General features: G+C 67.5%; 13 protein-coding genes. 10 read left to right on the top strand and 3 right to left on the bottom strand.

Annotated elements, in window-relative coordinates:
• Positions 1 to 29: 29 nt before the first annotated feature.
• The 3 genes from QM772_RS00630 to QM772_RS00640 all read right to left on the bottom strand — a co-directional run bounded on the left by QM772_RS00630 (position 30) and on the right by QM772_RS00640 (position 3,168).
• On the bottom strand, positions 30 to 1,739 hold the full coding sequence (locus QM772_RS00630; RefSeq protein ID WP_415133151.1) for a DUF4384 domain-containing protein: 1,710 nt from the start codon (positions 1,737 to 1,739) through the stop codon (positions 30 to 32).
• A 101-nt stretch (positions 1,740 to 1,840) separates the two neighbouring features.
• Positions 1,841 to 2,170, bottom strand: a complete 330-nt coding sequence (locus QM772_RS00635; protein ID WP_415133153.1) for a hypothetical protein — start codon at positions 2,168 to 2,170, stop codon at positions 1,841 to 1,843.
• A gap of 194 nt (positions 2,171 to 2,364) precedes the next feature.
• Positions 2,365 to 3,168 carry a hypothetical protein gene (locus tag QM772_RS00640; RefSeq protein ID WP_415133154.1) on the bottom strand — a complete coding sequence of 268 codons (804 nt, stop codon included), beginning with the start codon at positions 3,166 to 3,168 and terminating at the stop codon, positions 2,365 to 2,367.
• Between the two features lie 517 nt (positions 3,169 to 3,685).
• Between QM772_RS00640 and QM772_RS00645 the strand changes: the two genes are divergently transcribed.
• From QM772_RS00645 to QM772_RS00690, 10 genes are all read left to right on the top strand, one after another.
• A complete protein-coding gene (locus tag QM772_RS00645; RefSeq protein ID WP_415139408.1) occupies positions 3,686 to 4,468 on the top strand; it encodes a LuxR C-terminal-related transcriptional regulator in 783 nt (260 codons plus the stop codon).
• 28 nt (positions 4,469 to 4,496) lie between these two features.
• Positions 4,497 to 5,768 carry a sensor histidine kinase gene (locus QM772_RS00650; protein ID WP_415133156.1) on the top strand — a complete coding sequence of 424 codons (1,272 nt, stop codon included), beginning with the start codon at positions 4,497 to 4,499 and terminating at the stop codon, positions 5,766 to 5,768.
• A gap of 79 nt (positions 5,769 to 5,847) precedes the next feature.
• A complete protein-coding gene (locus QM772_RS00655) occupies positions 5,848 to 8,205 on the top strand; it encodes a Tex family protein (protein ID WP_415133158.1) in 2,358 nt (785 codons plus the stop codon).
• A gap of 267 nt (positions 8,206 to 8,472) precedes the next feature.
• Positions 8,473 to 9,375 (top strand): LysR substrate-binding domain-containing protein, encoded by a 903-nt coding sequence (locus tag QM772_RS00660; protein ID WP_415133160.1) that lies wholly within the window; start codon positions 8,473 to 8,475, stop codon positions 9,373 to 9,375.
• Positions 9,372 to 10,241 (top strand): LysR family substrate-binding domain-containing protein, encoded by an 870-nt coding sequence (locus QM772_RS00665; RefSeq protein ID WP_415133162.1) that lies wholly within the window; start codon positions 9,372 to 9,374, stop codon positions 10,239 to 10,241. Before QM772_RS00660 ends, QM772_RS00665 begins: the two co-directional genes overlap by 4 nt.
• Positions 10,242 to 10,581: 340 nt before the next feature.
• A complete protein-coding gene (locus QM772_RS00670; RefSeq protein WP_415133164.1) occupies positions 10,582 to 11,721 on the top strand; it encodes an ABC transporter ATP-binding protein in 1,140 nt (379 codons plus the stop codon).
• A gap of 9 nt (positions 11,722 to 11,730) precedes the next feature.
• Positions 11,731 to 12,813 (top strand): ABC transporter substrate-binding protein, encoded by a 1,083-nt coding sequence (locus QM772_RS00675; RefSeq protein ID WP_415133166.1) that lies wholly within the window; start codon positions 11,731 to 11,733, stop codon positions 12,811 to 12,813.
• A gap of 42 nt (positions 12,814 to 12,855) precedes the next feature.
• The gene (locus QM772_RS00680) at positions 12,856 to 14,595 is read left to right on the top strand and encodes an ABC transporter permease subunit (RefSeq protein WP_415133168.1); all 1,740 of its coding nucleotides are present in this window, start codon (positions 12,856 to 12,858) and stop codon (positions 14,593 to 14,595) included.
• A 73-nt stretch (positions 14,596 to 14,668) separates the two neighbouring features.
• Positions 14,669 to 15,154, top strand: coding sequence for a PhzA/PhzB family protein (locus tag QM772_RS00685; protein ID WP_415133170.1), 486 nt, complete (start codon positions 14,669 to 14,671; stop codon positions 15,152 to 15,154).
• A 71-nt stretch (positions 15,155 to 15,225) separates the two neighbouring features.
• Complete coding sequence (locus tag QM772_RS00690) at positions 15,226 to 16,239, top strand: PhzA/PhzB family protein (protein WP_415133172.1); 1,014 nt, start codon at positions 15,226 to 15,228, stop codon at positions 16,237 to 16,239.
• Positions 16,240 to 16,373 lie beyond the last annotated feature (134 nt).

Consider the following 16,373-nt stretch of genomic DNA (forward strand, 5'->3'; position numbering starts at 1 on the left):
TCGACCGGTCGGCCGTACGCGAAAGGCTACTACTTCTTGTCAGCCGCCCCGTTGGCCGCCGGTTGAGGCCGGCGCGGCTGCACGCTCCACTGAATGGTGCGGCTGACCTGGCCGTCGGCGCCCAGCGCTGCCGCGAATCGCTCCTGGATACCCTGCACGCCGCGCACGCCTTTGAGCGCCGTCAATGCCGGGGCCTGGGTTTCCTCTTGCAGTCTGGGTGACGCATCCTCGGTGGTTGCGACGCAGATCACACTTTCCGTGCCAGGCTTGCCCGCATCAAGTATGAATCCAGGATTGGGAGCCATCCAGTCGGGAATCCGGATGGCCTGATCGGCCGACACGAGCGAGCTCGGTTGCAGGGCGTTGGGCAGCAGCCGCATGACGGACCCTGTGGCATCCGAGAAATAGCAATACAGGTGCGATGCGCGGGAAACCCGTGCCGACAGGAAGATCTGCTCGCCCTCCGTGAACGCCGGACGCTCGCCTACCGGTTGCGGGTTCTCGATCTGCAGATCGACCATCCACGGCGCTGGCGACGTGAGGCCGATCACCGGCGCGCTCGGGCCATCCGAGACGGCGACGTGCTGCACGCCGCTGCCGGTCCAGCCGATCCTGGTCAGATTGCCGTCCGCGTTCAGCGCCACGAAATTGCGCAGCGCCGCATCGTAGGTGGCGAAATCGATTTCGCCGGAGACCACCAGGTTGCGATCGGCCTGGAAGCGGGACAGCGCGCCGCGCAGCGCGGGGCTGTCGAGCATCAGCTTGTCAGACCCAGCCGGCAGATAGCCACGCGCGATCAGCGAGGAGCGCACCAGCTGAAGTCTGCCCCCCGGCTCGCTGGCATTGAACCAGTCGTGCATCTGGCGCTGGAAATTGGGGTTGGTCTGCTCCAGCATCAGGCACTGCCAGTAAGGCACGCGCGCCCACTTGCCCACCAACTCGATCATGGCCAGGTCCACCAGCGTGCGCAAGGCGCCGCCAGTGCCCGCCGCGTAGTCGCGGCCGACGTTGAAGCGCACGCCGTACGAGCCGATTCTGCCCGCCAGGTCGAGCCCTTCCCCGGCGCCGCCGATCACCACCTCGTTGGCCGAATCCAGTCCCGGGATGATGGTGCGGGTACGAAAGTCTCCCATGTGCGCCTCTAGCGCCACCACGGTGGCTGACTTGCTGCGGCTGTAGCCGGTATCCAGGCGGCTGGCCGAGGTGCCGGCCGACAGCCGGTCGGTCAGCACGTTCTGGTCCACGAAGGCGATCGCGCCCGATACGTAGAGCGCCGGACGCTGCAACTGCATCTGGTTGTTGTTGAGCAGGATCGTGGTCAGGTTCTGCACGGTGTCCTGGCGGGCGATGTCCACCTCGAAGTCCACGAACCGGAACGCATTGCTGACGTGCGACATCTGAGACAGCGCGGTCACGACCATTTCCTTGGTGGCAACCGGCACGCGGCCCGAGAAGTCGGGGAACTGCTTGCTCGTGATGAGCGTGGTCGGTATCTCCGCCGCGCGCAGCATGTGGTCCATGCAGGTCAGCGACTCGGAGAAATTGGAGATCGATCGCACGGGCCGCACCACCGGCCGGTCGGCGACGGCAGCCTCGGCGTGGTATTCCACGTCGCGCCGCGGGTCGAAGCTGCCGCACCCCGCCAGAGAGGCCAGCGTCAGCGCCGCCAAGCTCCAGGCCCGGGTCCTGGAGAAGGAACCAGTGGCGGATATGCCATTGAGTTTTTTAGCGTGGTTCATGACATTCCCCAAGTCCAATCGTCGTTCCGCCATGCCGTGTCCGGTTCGAGCCACCGCGGAAAAAGGCGTGCCAATGCGCGAAGCGACGGCACGCCTAATGTTCAATTGCAGATGTTGATGAGGTCGCCCCGCAGCACGACGATCTGCTCGTTGCTGGCCAGCGAAGCGCCGCCGCCGTTGGCGCTGCTGGGCGCGCCGATGCTGCCGACCGACTGGTAGCAGGTGGTTTGCAGACCATTGGTCTTGACGGACTGAACCACGTCGCGCTCGGTCTTGATGTTGCCCACGTCGCCGCTGAACGCCTTCGCGGTGTAGCGGGAAACCTTCGCGGCCGTATCGTCCGGCATGTCGCGGCGGTACTGAATGGAACTCGACCGGGCCGCCACCGAGGTGGGCATCTGGAGGTAGTTCACCTTGTTGGTGATGGTCACGGTGTCCTCGCCAGGTGCCGCATATGCCCCCGTCGCCAGCAGCATCAGAGCTGCCGCTCCACAGATGCGCAGATGCAGAAGTCTTGACATGACGTTTTCTCCCATGGCTGGTTTTTCGGATAGTCAAGCCGCGCGACGCGGCTTGACTTCTTGCGGGCTGGACTCGCGTCCATCCCACGCGCGCGGAGGCCGCGTTACCTGGAGGCGTAGGGCCCGCAAGCCGGGCCGACGCAGACGGGCGGCGGCGGATCGCAGGAGTCGTTCGACGCCAGATTCTGGTAAGCGTGCGCGGAGCGGCCCAGGGCGAAGTTGCCCACGAATGCATTGGCGGCCACCCATGTGGTCTGGGTCGAGCTGCCGCTGATGGTCACGTCGCCATAGTTCGACGACAGGTTCTGCACCGCCACGGTCTGCGGGCCGTCCGCGAGATTCTTGACGGTCGAGTTGCCGCTGACGCCGGTGGTTTGCTTGCTCGTTCCCGTGATGGAGATGGTGCCCATGTTGCTGGACAGGTTCTGATAGGCCAGCGCCGCGTCCTTGCAATCGAAGCCGCGGCAGCCCGAATCGCCGTCGGCGATGTTGATCACGTTGCTCCCCACTACGTTGGCCGTCTGTTCGGAAGTGCCCTTGACCTTCGGACCATGGCCACCGCCAGACCGGCTCGACGAGCCGTCCTCGCCCACGCTGACGTTACCGACGTTCGATGCCAGGTTCTGCACCGCGACGTCGCCTTCGTGCTTGGCGTCGTTGGTCACGTGGGAGTTGGTGAGGCTGGACGATTGCGTGGACGTGCCCGCGATGTCGACACCACCCTTGTTGGAAGCAATGTTCTGGTTCGCGTAGGCGTACGACTTGGCCGTGTTGCTGGTGTAGCCCCCCGAGACCGAGGCGGTCTGCGTGGACGTGCCGCTGATCACGAGCTGGTTGGGCGCGGTGGGCGAGGCGGCCATCGCGGCGGTGGCGATGGCGCTGAGCGCGAGAAATGCAAGCGATTTCATGATGAAAGTCCTCCAAAGGTTGTCTGGCACTTGCCGGCGCCTCGGGCGGATTCCCGCGGCACCGGAGACTTGACTCGACCGCCGCCGGCCTCCCGGTTGTTTGTTCAGTGCTCGGCTTGCGGTGTCGTCGGAATGCAGTGTCAACCGCGTCCATGCCGACACCAATCGCTACAAATGGATACGTCGGATGGCGGACGCGCACCTCGATATTCGGTCTCATGGAGCTCTGTCATGGCAATAACTGTGGGCTTGTGATGCTCCCTTTTACGTAGCGCTGGCCTGGTTGAAACGGGTTAGTAACTAAATGTGTATGTTGCAAAAATACTAAAATAACTCCAAAATATTGCTCTCGACTGTTGTCAGAAAGCCGAAGTTTTTGTGCAAAGTTCACAATTTCTGAGAGAGAACTGGCCGCAGAATGGGGGCTCTCCAAGGCTTCGAGGCGCGCAAGGCCCAGGAGTACTTACAGGTGTTTCGATTCGCTAGCGCCAGGGAGATGGGCATGAACACAACAACAATGGGTTGGACGGGCTTGGCGGCGGCAAGCGGCGCGGATGCGGCGCCAGCGCCTTTCACATCGACGTGGCCTCAGTTCCTCGTAGGCCAGCCCGAGCAGCCGGTGCGCGTGCTGCTGGTGGACGACGATCCGCACATGCGCCGCGTGATGGCGCAGGAACTGCTGGGCGATGCGCGCATCCACCTGGTGGGGCAGGCCGTTTCGGTGCGCGAGGGGCGGCGCCTGATCGCGCTGCACGAGTTCGACGTGATGCTGGTGGACCTGAATCTTGGCGACGGCACCGGCTTTCAGCTGATCGAGTACATGAAATCCATTCGCCCGGTGGCCGAGGCCGTGGTGGTGTCGGCCATGGAGGACGAGGACCACGCCATCCACGCCTTCGAGCTGGGCGCCACCGGCTACCTGATCAAGAACTCGTGGTTCGGCAATTTTCCGCAGGCGGTGCTGCAGGTGGTCAACGGTGGCGCGTCGATCACGCCCAACCTGGCTCGGCGCCTGCTGCGCCGCCTGGATGGGCAGGCCCCGGGGCCGCGCGGGGGCGTGCAGCATGCCCGTGCCGGCGCGGGCGCGGGCGCGGGCGCGGGCGGTGAGAAGCTGTCGGAGCGCGAGCGCGAAATCCTGCGCCTGGTGGCCTCGGGCTACACCAGCGGCGAGATCGGCAAGCGCCTGACGATCAGCGCGCAAACCGTCAACACCCACATCAAGAACACCTACCGCAAGCTGCAGGTGCGCACGCGCGCGCAAGCGGTCAACCTCGCCATGATGCGAGGGCTGCTGTATTGATCCGCCATCGCCGCAAACGGCCCGACGCATGGACTCGCTGGCGCACACCTGGATCGTCGGCGCGATTGCCCTGGCACTGATCGTCTACGCGCTGGCGGGCTGGCTGCGCCGGGGCTACGCAACGGATCTGCGATATGCCCTGACCATCATTCCCTGGCTGGCCCTGGTGTGCGTGGACCACGCGGCGGCGCATGGCTGGCTGGCGGGGCACGAGCGGCCGGCCACGCGCGTGGCTTACCAGGGACTGATCCTGGGCGTGAGCGTGTTCCTGCTGTGCGCGCTGGAGGACTGGGCCCTGCGGCACCACGCTCTGCGGCTGGCCCTGGCGCAGCTCGTGCTGGGCCTGGGGCTGGCGCTGGCGCCACTGCCGGGCGGCTGGCACGCGGCCTGGTTCGGGCTGAACGCGCTGGGCTCCACGCTGCTGGTGCTGATGGTGGCGCAGGCCACGTGGGCACGCAGCGGCGCCCGGGGCTGGATGGTGCTGCTGATGGCCATCTTCGGCCTCGGCGTGATGCTGGCCGACATGCGCGCGGCAGGCGATGGGCCGCTGCGCATCTCGGTGTCGCACTACTTCTACGTCGTCGGCATGTTCGTGCTGTGGCTGGCGCTGACGCGGCGGGTCGGCGCGCAGCTGGACACGCAGATGCCGGCCGGGCTGGAGCGCGAGCGCCTGGCGCAGGATCTGCACGACGGCGTCGGCTCACAGTTGGCCAGCATCATCTCGGCGCTGGACATGGGTACGCCGCAGCAGCGCGCCACCGCCGCGTCTTTGCAGCACTGCCTGGTGGAGCTGAAGCTGCTGGTCGATGGCGCCGACAGCGACGCCTCCGCCCTCAGCCACCTGGCCAGCCTGCGCTACCGCATGCAGCCGCTGCTGGAGGCGGCGGGCATCACGTTGCATTGGAAGGTGGCCGACGAGGAAGTGATCGACAGCGTGCGCGGCGACGCGGCGCGGCAGATCCTTCGCATCGCGCAGGAGACGCTGGCCAACGCCGTGCGCCACTCCGGCGCCAGCGAGGTGGCCGTGACCTGCTGCCACGTCAGGGCGCGGCGCAGCCTGCTGCTGGAGATCGTGGACAACGGCGTGGGCATGTCGCCCGACCTGCTGACGATCGGCGTCGAGACTTCGCCCACCGGCTACCCCCGGCTTGGCAAGGGGCTGCCGGGCATGGAGCGGCGCGCGCGCCAGCTGGGAGGCCGGCTGGTCATCGACGCCGTGCACGGGCGCGGCACGCGCGTGCGCCTGCTGGTGCCGATGGCGCGGCTGACGGCGGGGCACGATTCGGAGCGCGCGGCTTAGCTGCCTGCGCCCCCTATGGCAAACTCGCCCGCTTTTTGAAACGGCGCGCGCCCGTGGCGGCGTGGCGCCCCATGAGCCCATGCCTTCCATTTCTTCGCAGATCGCCGCCGAGCTGAAAGTGCGCGAGCCCCAGGTGCAGGCCGCCATCGACCTGCTCGACGGCGGCGCCACCGTGCCCTTCATCGCCCGCTACCGCAAGGAGGCCACCGACGGCCTGGACGACGTGCAGATGCGCGAGCTGGAGGCGCGCCTGGCCTACCTGCGCGAGCTGCGCGAGCGCCGCGCCGCGGTGCTGAAAAGCATCGACGAGCAGGGCAAGCTCACGCCCGCGCTGCGCGCCGCCATCGAGGCCGCGCCGACCAAGCAGGATCTGGAAGATCTGTACCTGCCCTACAAGCCCAAGCGCCGCACCAAGGGCCAGATCGCGCGCGAGTTCGGCATCGAGCCGCTGGCCGACCAGTTGTGGGCCGACCCCGCGCTCGACCCGAGCGAAGCCGCCAGGCCCTTCGTGAAGGCCGAGAAAGGCGAGGGCGGAGAAGACTTCACCACCGTGCCCGCCGTGCTCGACGGCGTGCGCGACATCCTGAGCGAGCGCTGGGCCGAAGACGCCGCGCTGGTGCAATCGCTGCGCGAATGGCTGTGGGCCGAGGGCCTGCTGAAAGCCAGGCTGGCCGCCGGCAAGAACGAGAACGACCCCGAGGTCGCCAAGTTCCGCGACTACTTCGACTACGACGAGCCCATCGGCCGCGTGCCCAGCCACCGCGCGCTGGCGGTGTTCCGGGGCCGGCAGCTGGAAATCCTGGATGCCAAGCTGGAGCTGCCCGAGGCACCGGAGCCGGGCAGGCCCAGCATCGCGGAGGGCCGCATCGCACTGCATCTGGGCTGGTCGCACCAGGGCCGCGCGGCCGACGACCTGCTGCGCAAGTGCGTGGCCTGGACCTGGCGCGTGAAGCTCTCCCTGAGCACCGAGCGCGACCTGTTCGCCCGCCTGCGCGAGGCTGCCGAGCAGGTCGCCATCAAGGTCTTCGGCGACAACCTGCGCGACCTGCTGCTGGCCGCACCCGCCGGCCAGAAGGTGGTGATGGGGCTGGACCCGGGCATCCGCACCGGCGTGAAGGTGGCCGTGTGCGACGCCACGGGCAAGCTGGTGGAGACAGCCACCGTCTATCCGCACGAACCGCGCAAGGACTGGGACGGCGCGCTGCACACGCTGGCGAAGCTGGTCGGCAAACACGGCGTGCAGCTCATCGCCATCGGCAACGGCACCGCCAGCCGCGAGACCGACCGGCTGGCCGGCGACCTCATGAAATTTATGCAAAAACAGGCTCCAGCGCTTGCTGGACAAGCGCCAGCAGCTATCGAAAAGGTAGTCATCAGCGAAGCCGGCGCCTCCGTCTATTCGGCCAGCGAATACGCCAGCCAGGAGCTGCCCGACGTGGACGTGAGCCTGCGCGGCGCCGCCAGCATCGCGCGCCGCCTGCAAGACCCGCTGGCCGAGCTGGTGAAGATCGACCCCAAGAGCATCGGCGTCGGCCAGTACCAGCACGACGTGAACCAGAGCGAGCTGGCGCGCCAGCTCGACGCCGTGGTGGAGGACTGCGTGAACGGTGTCGGCGTGGACCTGAACACCGCCAGCGCGCCGCTGCTGGCGCGCGTGTCGGGCCTGTCGGGCACGGTCGCCAAGGCCGTGGTGCGCTGGCGCGAGCAGCACGGCGCGTTCAGAAGCCGCCAGCAGTTGCTCGACGTGAGCGGCCTGGGCCCCAAGACCTTCGAGCAGAGCGCGGGCTTCCTGCGCATCCGCGGCGGCGACAACCCGCTGGACATGACCGGCGTGCACCCCGAGACCTACCCGGTGGTGGAGCAGATCATCGTCAGCACCGGCAAGCCCATCGACCAGCTCATGGGCCGCGCCGAGCTGCTCAAGGGTTTGAAGCCCGGGCAGTTCGCCACGCCCGCCTTCGGCGCCGTCACCGTCAAGGACATCCTGGCCGAGCTGGAGAAGCCCGGCCGCGACCCGCGCCCCGACTTCAAGGTGGCGCGCTTCAACGACGGCGTGGAAGACATCGCCGACCTGCGCGAGGGCATGGTGCTGGAGGGCACCGTCAGCAACGTGGCGCAGTTCGGCGCCTTCGTGGACCTGGGCGTGCACCAGGACGGCCTGGTGCACGTCAGCCAGCTCGCCAACCGCTTCGTGAGCGATGCGCGCGAGGTGGTGAAGGCCGGCCAGATCGTCAGGGTGAAGGTGCTGGAGGTGGACGTGCCCCGTAAGCGCATCAGCCTGACGATGAAGCTCGACGCCCAGGCGCCACGCCGCGATGGCCCGCGCGAGAACCGCTTCGAGCACGCGCCGCGCGGCGCGCGCCACGCCGCCGCGCAGCCGGCCTCCACGGCCATGGCCTCGGCCTTCGAGAAGCTCAAAGGTCTCGGCGGCGGCTGAACCCGTCATCGGCGCCTGCCGTCGTGCCCGAGCACGCTCCGCGCCTGTGCGCCGGCTCCGCCGCGCGCGGCCACGTCGAGCGGCTGGGCTGCTGCCGCGTCATCTGGCGACGGTTCCCGCCGACGGCGGCGGGTTGCCCGATCCCGGACACCCGGTGACAATGACCTCGCGCCGCGCCCGTTGCACTCTGGCCCGGCGCGATCTTCTCCCCCCAACGACATGGGGAACCAGCGCACGGTTACCCGCTGGTCTCCAGATCATCCGCCCATGGAACTGCGCCGTCTCGAAGTGTTCATCGTCGTCGCGGAAGAGCTCAATCTCCGGCAGTCCGCGCGCCGGCTGGGCGTGAGCCAGCCGGCCATCACGCTTCAGTTGCAGGCGCTCGAAAACGAATTGGGGTTTCCTCTGCTGTACAGGCATCAGCATCGGATCGCGGGCTTGACGCCCGCGGGCGAGCGCTACCTGCAGGCCGCCAGGCAAACGGTGATGCAGCTCCAACTGGCAGGCAGCGCCGCGGCGGACATCGGCCGTGGCCACGGGACCGTCCTGAAGGTGGGCATCTGCGAAGGCATGGCCACCGGCAACCTCCTCAGGCGCGTGATCAACATCCGGCTCGACATCTCCCCCCGCAGGCGCTACGCGGAGTTGCCGCTGCGCGAGCTGATCGCGCTGATCGGCGACGGCGGGCTTGACGTCGGTTTCCTGCCCCTGCTGCCGGGCATCGAGAGCCCGGAGATGATCGAACTGGGCGCCGAGGGGTGGCTGGCCGTGCTGCCCGGCAGCCATCGGCTTTGCGCATGCGATTCGCTGGCGCCCGCCGACCTGCGGGGCGAGACCCTGATCCTCGCGAGTCCCGAGCAGGTGCCCGCCGGACACCAGCTCGTCGAGGATGCTTTCGCCGCCAGCGGCGTGCAGCCGCACCGCGTGATACGCGTCGCCCGCCGCTCGACCATGCTCACGCTCATGGGCGCGGGCCAGGGCATCACCTTTCTGCCGGAGTCCTTGTCGACCCTGCGCCTGCCGGAGGGCCGGATGATTCCGTTCGCGGCGCCTGCGTTGAGGCTCGGCGTGACCACGGGGCGCAATCCCAGCCAGGCGGCGACGCAGTACGTGCGCGCCTTCGCCGAACGGATCACGGCCCTGAAAACCTCCAGCCCTCCGCTCCCATGAACCTGCATCGCCTCAAGTACCTCGTGCAGTTGTCCGAGCTGTTCGCCCAGGGCCGGGCCAATGAGCATTGGCCCCAGCTGGCCAGCCACATCGGAGCGATAGAGCGCGAACTGGGCGTGAAGCTGGTGGAGCACAAAGGCGCCACGCTGCTCGGGCTCACCGCTGCCGCGCGGGAGTATGTCCCCACGGTGGACCGCATCCTGAAGGCGCACGACGCGGCCATGGAAGAGGCCGCGGCCATGGCCAGCGGCCTGTCCGGCGTGCTGCGCCTGGGGATCACGGAGGATGCCACGACGATGCGCCTGTCGGCCCTGCTGCGAGCCTTTGCGCAAGCCTGGCCCACCATCGAGGTGCAGCTGCTCGAAGGGCGTACTCCCACGCTGGTGGAGGCGCTCAGGCAGCATCACATCGACCTCGTCCTGGCGCCGATCGCCCCGGACGAGCCCCAGGTATCGTCCACGGCCGTCTGGGAGGCTCCGTGGCAGGTGGCCATGCCGCCGGGCCATCGCCTGGCTCGGCACGAGGCTCTGCGCTGCGCAGACCTCGCGGACGAAGACCTGGTCATGGCTGACCCGATAGCCTCGCCCCAGGGGCACGACCTGATCGACGAAGCATTTCGCAAAGCCAGCGTCGAGCCCCGGATCGTGGCCCTGATGCTCACCCGCTCGTCGATGCTCACGCTGGTCGCCTGCGGCATGGGCTGCACCTTCGTCCCACGGCACATGCCGATCTCCAAGCTGCTGCATCTGTGCCCGCTGCAGGTGCCCCCCATGGTCATCCATGCCATTTATCCCAGCGAGGGGCCCGGCCGCATCGCGTCGCGCTTTCTGGACATCGCACGCCACCCGCCCGGCCTTATGGATTGACAAGCACGCGCGGATTGGCGCGTTGATCGGTGGAGACGGTGCAGCTCTCCACCCACAACGGCGCGCACCTGGACGCGCGCGGCAGCCTGATTGATTTATAAGAAAAAAGTGCCTCCAGCGCTTGTCCAGCAAGCGCCGGCAGCTATCAAATCAGGAGAATTCCCTTGGCGCTCGACCGCACCCGCGACCCCAGGCGCCGGCCGACGTGGAATACACGCCGCACGCGCGCGCCGGCGGCTGAAAGTCTCGGGCCGCCCGTGGTTATCAGCTGATAGGCAAATCGCGCCCGGGCAACGGGCGCGGCACCCTACAGTTGTTGTCACAGACACCAAGGAAGCGCATGAGCCACGTTCACCCACAGTCGGCGCCACGCGAGCCAGTGCCTTCAGCGCGTGCGGGGGCGGTGGAGTTTCGCGGCATCACGAAGAAGTACGGCAGCAACACCGTCGTGACCGACATCAACCTCCAGATCCAGGCGGGTGAGTTCATCTCTCTGCTGGGGGCCAGCGGCTCGGGCAAGACCACGCTGCTGATGATGCTGGCGGGCTTCACCAGCCCCACGTCGGGCGAGATCCTGGTTGATGGCAAGCGCACCGACCAGATCCCCGCCAACCGGCGCAACCAGGGCGTGGTGTTCCAGAGTTACGCCCTGTTTCCCCACATGACGGTGCGCGACAACGTGGCCTTTCCTCTGAAAGCGCGCGGCGTGCCCGACGCGCAGGCCCGGGAGCTGATCACCAAGGCGCTGGCGCGCGTGCGCATGGGGGGCTTCGAGGACCGCTTCCCGTCGCAGCTCAGCGGCGGCCAGCAGCAGCGCGTGGCGCTGGCCCGCGCCACCGTGTTCGATCCGCCCGTGATCCTCATGGACGAGTCGCTCAGCGCGCTGGACCGCAAGCTGCGCCAGGAGATGCAGGTCGAGATCAAGGACCTGCACCAGGAGCTGGGCAAGACCATCATCTACGTCACGCACGACCAGGAAGAGGCGCTCACCATGTCCGACCGCATCGTCGTGTTGCGCCACGGCCGCATCGCGCAGGTCGGCGCGCCGATGGACATCTACGAGCGCCCGGCCAACGTGCACGTGGCCAATTTCATCGGCGAGGCGAACTTCATCGAGGGCCGCGTCGGGCAGCAGAACGGCGACCGGCTGCGCATCGCCGCCGCGGGCGGCACTGTCTTCGAAGCCTGCAGCGAGCAGACCTGGCGCGGGGGCGAAACCGTGCAGGTCATGGTCCGGCCGGAGGCGCTGCAGGTGCATGCCGGCGGCGCTGGCGTCGGCGTGCCGGGCCGCGTGACGCAGGTCTCCTTCGTTGGCGACGCTCTCATCTACCGCATCGCCGTGGGCGATCACAGCTTCGTGGCCAAGTCGGTGCGCACGCGCAACAGCGCCGTGCTGCGCACGGGCGACGCGGCCGAGATTTCCTTCCATGCCGAGGACGCCTGTGTCTTCGGCGCCGATACCCCTACCTCTGTCCACTAGGAGATGACGATGATCAGGATGTTTGCGAATCGCGGTGCGCTCGCGCTGGCAGTGAGTCTGGGCCTGGCGGCCGGTGCGGCGGCGCAGACACGCCAACTGACCATCATCGCCGGCGGCGGCGTGCTGGGCGAGGGCGTGGCCAAGGCCTTCGTCGAGCCCTTCGAGAAGGAAAGCGGCATCAAGGTCCGTGTGATCCGCGACCAGGTCAGCGCGGCCAAGTACATGCTGCAAAAGCAGAGCGGCAACATCGACTTCGACCTGGCCGGCAACACCGGGGCGGGTGCCATTCCGCTGTTCCGCGAGGACGTGCTGGAAAAGATCGACTACGGCAAGCTGGACAAGGCCCTGATGGCCAAGCTGCCCGCGGAAGCCAAGAGGCCCTGGGGCGTGCAGTACTTCAACTACGCCTTCGTGCTGGGCCTGGACGAGGCCAAGTTCCCGGCCGGCAAGCCCGCGCCCAGCAACTGGGCCGAGTTCTGGGACGTGAAGAAATTCCCCGGCTCGCGCACCCTGCAGAACGCCGAACTGGGCGTGCAGGGTCCGCTGGAGGAAGCCTTGCTGGCCGACGGCGTGCCGATGGACAAGCTCTACCCGCTCGACGTGGACCGCGCCTTCCGCAGCCTGGACAAGATCAAGCCTTCGATCCGCAAGTGGTGGAAGGTGGGCAGCGAGCAGATGCAGCTGTTCCAGAGCGGCGGCGTCGCCATGGGCATGGGCTTCGACGGCCGCTTCATCGCACTGACCCAGGCCAACAAGCCGATGCGCATCGTCTGGAACCAGGCCAAGCAGATCAGCATCTACTGGACCATCCCGAAGGGCTCGAAGAACGTCAAGGAAGCGCACGAGTTCATCAGCTTCGCCATGCGCCCCGACCGCCAGGCCGAGTTCGCCAAGCTCACCGGCTACGCCCCGTCGAACCCGGACGCCTTCAAGCTGATTCCGAAGGAACTGGCCGAGAAGCTGGTGACCTACCCCGATAACAGCAAGAACGCCTACGTGATGAACCAGGAGTGGTACGCCGAGGTGGGCGCGGACGGCAAGACCAATGCCGACCGCATCTCGCAGCGCTGGAACGAGTGGATCACGAAGTAACGCGGTTCGCGCTCCCCTTCCACGACTCTCCCTGCGACAGCCATGAGCAACCCGTCTAGACAGACCGTGGCCTGGGTTCTGGGCCTGCCTGCCCTGCTGCTGCTGCTGGTGTTCTTCTTCTATCCGCTGCTGCGGATCGCCGGCCTGAGCGTGAGCTTCCCGGAGATGTCGTGGGCGGACTACGCCACCGTGTTCAGCCCGGTCAACCGGGCGATCACGGTGCGCACGTTCTCCATCGCGGGGAGCATCACGCTGATCACGCTGCTGCTGGCCTACCCGATGGCGGCATTCCTCAACCACGCGCAGGGCATGGCGAAGAAAGTGGCCGTGCTCTGCGTGGTCATTCCCTTCCTGACCAGCTTTCTGGTGCGCAGCTACGCCTGGGTGGTGCTGCTGGGCGACGAAGGCGCGATCAACTCGGCGCTGCTCTGGCTGGGCCTGATCGAGGATCCGCTGGAACTGCTCTACAACCGCGCGGGCATGACGGTGGGCATGGTCCACATCATGCTGCCGCTGATGGCGCTGCCGATCTTCGCCTCCATGCGCGGCATCGACCCGATGCAGTGGAGAGCCACGCAGGCGCTGGGCGGCGGCGTGCTGCGCAGCTTCTTCACCGTCTACCTGCCGCAGACCTTCCCGGGCATCCGCAGCGGGTGCACGCTGGTGTTCATCCTGTCGCTGGGCTTCTACATCACGCCCGCGATGCTGGGCAGTTCGCGCGACCTGATGCTGGGCAACCTGATCGCCAACAATGTCGAGACGTCCACCACCTATGGGCTGTCGGCCGCCATCGCCTTCGTGCTGCTGGCCGGCACCGTGCTGGTGTTCGCGCTGCTGCGCCGGCGCGAGCCAAGTCCGGAGCCTCGGCCGCTGGTGCGCTTTTTCACGCGCATGCTGGGCCTGGGGCGGCTGGCCGTCGCGCTCAGCGGCCGCGGCTGGGCGCGCGGCAGCGGGCGCGCGGGCGGCGGCGGGCGCTTCAAGCCGGCCTGGCTGCTGAACGCCTATGGCGTGCTGATCTGCCTGTACCTGGTGCTGCCCAGCGTGATCGTGGTCATCGCCTCCTTCAACGGGCAGGAAAGCCTGGCCTTCCCGCCGCAGGAGTGGTCGCTGCGCTGGTACGAGTTCCTGCTTTCCGACGAGCTGTGGGCCGAGGCCGGCTGGCTCAGCCTGAAGGTGGCCGTGGCCAGCACGGTGCTGACCATGGTGCTGGGCACCGCGGTGGCCTACGCCATCGCCCGGCTGCCCGGTACGCGCTCGGGCCGCGTGATGTACGGCATGGCGCTGGCGCCGATGGTGGTGCCCAGCGTGGTCACCGCGCTCGGCGCCTTCGCCGTGCTGTCCGACATGGGCCTGTTCGGCACCATGGCCGGGGTGGTGATCATGCACACCTGCGTGAGCATCCCGCTCGTGGTCGTGCTGATGGTGGCGGCCTTCTCCAGCTTCGACGAGCGGCTGGAGATGGCGGCCCAGAGCCTGGGCGCCAGCCGCTGGCGCACCTTCGGCCGCGTGGTCATGCCGCTGGTGGCGGCCTCGCTGCTGTCGGCGCTGCTGATGTCCTTCCTGCATTCCTTCGACGAGGTGGTGCTGACCAGCTTCATCGCCGGCACCCGCATGATGACCGTGCCGCTGAAGATGTACGAGAACATCCGCAACCAGGTGGACCCGGCCATCGCCGCGCTGTCCTCCCTGCTGATCCTGATTCCCTTCATCGTGCTGGCTCTCCAGGCGCTGCAGCGCCGCCGCGGGCCGGGCGACCAGGCTGGCGCCCTGCCGGGCGTCTGAACCCAACGCCAGGGGCGCCCGCCGTGGCGCGCTCCTGCCGGACCACCAATGTCTTCAACCCAAGGATAGAAACATGGACAACTCCGCTCTCCGCGCCAAGAACCGCAAGACGGTCGAGGCTTTTCTGGAACTGCGCGGCCCCGACCGCGGCCCCAAGCGCGCCGTCATGTTCGCGCCGGACTCGAAGGTCGAGCTGTGGGTGCGCGACGGCGCCTACCTGGACGTGAACGGGCGCGAGTGGTGCATGGGCACGCCCGACACCTTCCCGATCTGGGGCTTCTACGAAGCCACCATCTACGAGACGGCCGACGACCCCAACTCCTTCCTCGTGCCCGCCGTGGGCCGCGGCCAGGTCTTCGCGCCCGGCGGCAAGGGCCCGGGCCATGACGTGGAGATCTGGTACGTGCTGCTGTTCGAACTGCACGACGGGATGATCACGCGTTTCCGCGAGACGGTGGACTACTGCCGCGGCGGCGACATCATCACCGAGCAGTACACGCCCGAGCGGCCCGACCTCTTCGTGCACCACGACAACCCCTTCAACAAGAAGAAGGGCTGATGCCGTCGCCCGCCGGGGCCGCGCCCGCGTGGCTCCCGGCTTCCGAAGACTCCTCAAGAAACTGAACTGCCATGAGCCAAGACGTCATTTCCCAGGCGCACGACGACCAGCGCGCCCAGAACATCGCCTGCATCCGTCAGTACGTGGATGCGCGCACGCCCGAGCAGCGCGGCCGCCGCTGGGAGCTGTACGTGGACGACTGCACCAGCGGCGCCGTCGCGGGCGTGCCCCTGAAGGGCAAGGAGATCGCCCGCAAGTGCACCGAGTGGAACCTCGTGTATTTCCCCAACTACGTCTTCAACGACAACATCATCTTCCAGTCGACCGACCCGGACTACTACTGCGTCATGTCCAAGGGCACGGGCGGCATCAACTTCCCGGCCTATGGCGGCGAGCGGCAGTACGACAACGTGTACTTCCACCTCATCCGCATGCAGGGCGGCCGGATGAAGGAGTACTTCGAGTACTCCAACCTGCTGGGCATGTACGTGGCCCTGGGGCTGGAGATCCCCCATCTGGACGGCCCCCCGGGCTGGCCCGAGCACACGCCCGAGGAAGTCGCCTACGACCCCTATCCGAAGCCGCAGTACAGCGACCCGGCGCACCCGGACGTGATCCCCGCCGGCGACGAGGCCCTGCGCGCAAAGAACATCGCCTGCATCCGCCAGTACGTGGATGCGCGCACCTACGACGAGCGCAACCGTCGCTGGGACCTGTACGTCGACGGCGGCGAGTGCACCAGCGGCGCCGCCGGCCTGCCGGTGTGCATGGGCAAGGACAAGGCGCGCCAGTGCACCGAGTGGAACATGGTCTATTTCCCGGACTACGTGTTCAACAACAACGTCATCTTCCAGACCCAGGATCCCAACCTGTTCATGGTGATGTCCGATGGCACGGGCGGCATCTACTACCCCGCCTACGGCGAGCGCAAGACTTACGAGAACCGCTACTTCCACACCTTCCGCATGCGGGACGGGAAGATCGTCCACTACTACGAGTACTCGAACGCCAAGCTGCTGTTCGACGTGCTGGGCGTCAAGATGAATGCCATCCAGGTTCCGGCCGGTTGGCCGGGCGAGGTGTAACCGGCACCGTGGTCCCTGGGATGCCCTGATCCGCCCGCGCTGGGTGCGTGCTGGCCTGGATGAAGGCCGAGGCCGCCGGCAGCCTGGCTCGGCTGCGGCGGCCGCAGCCGCTGTGGGACAGTGTCCCGGCGTAC

It is taken from the genome of Ottowia sp. (assembly GCF_047601385.1).
Taxonomy (GTDB): domain Bacteria; phylum Pseudomonadota; class Gammaproteobacteria; order Burkholderiales; family Burkholderiaceae_C; genus Ottowia.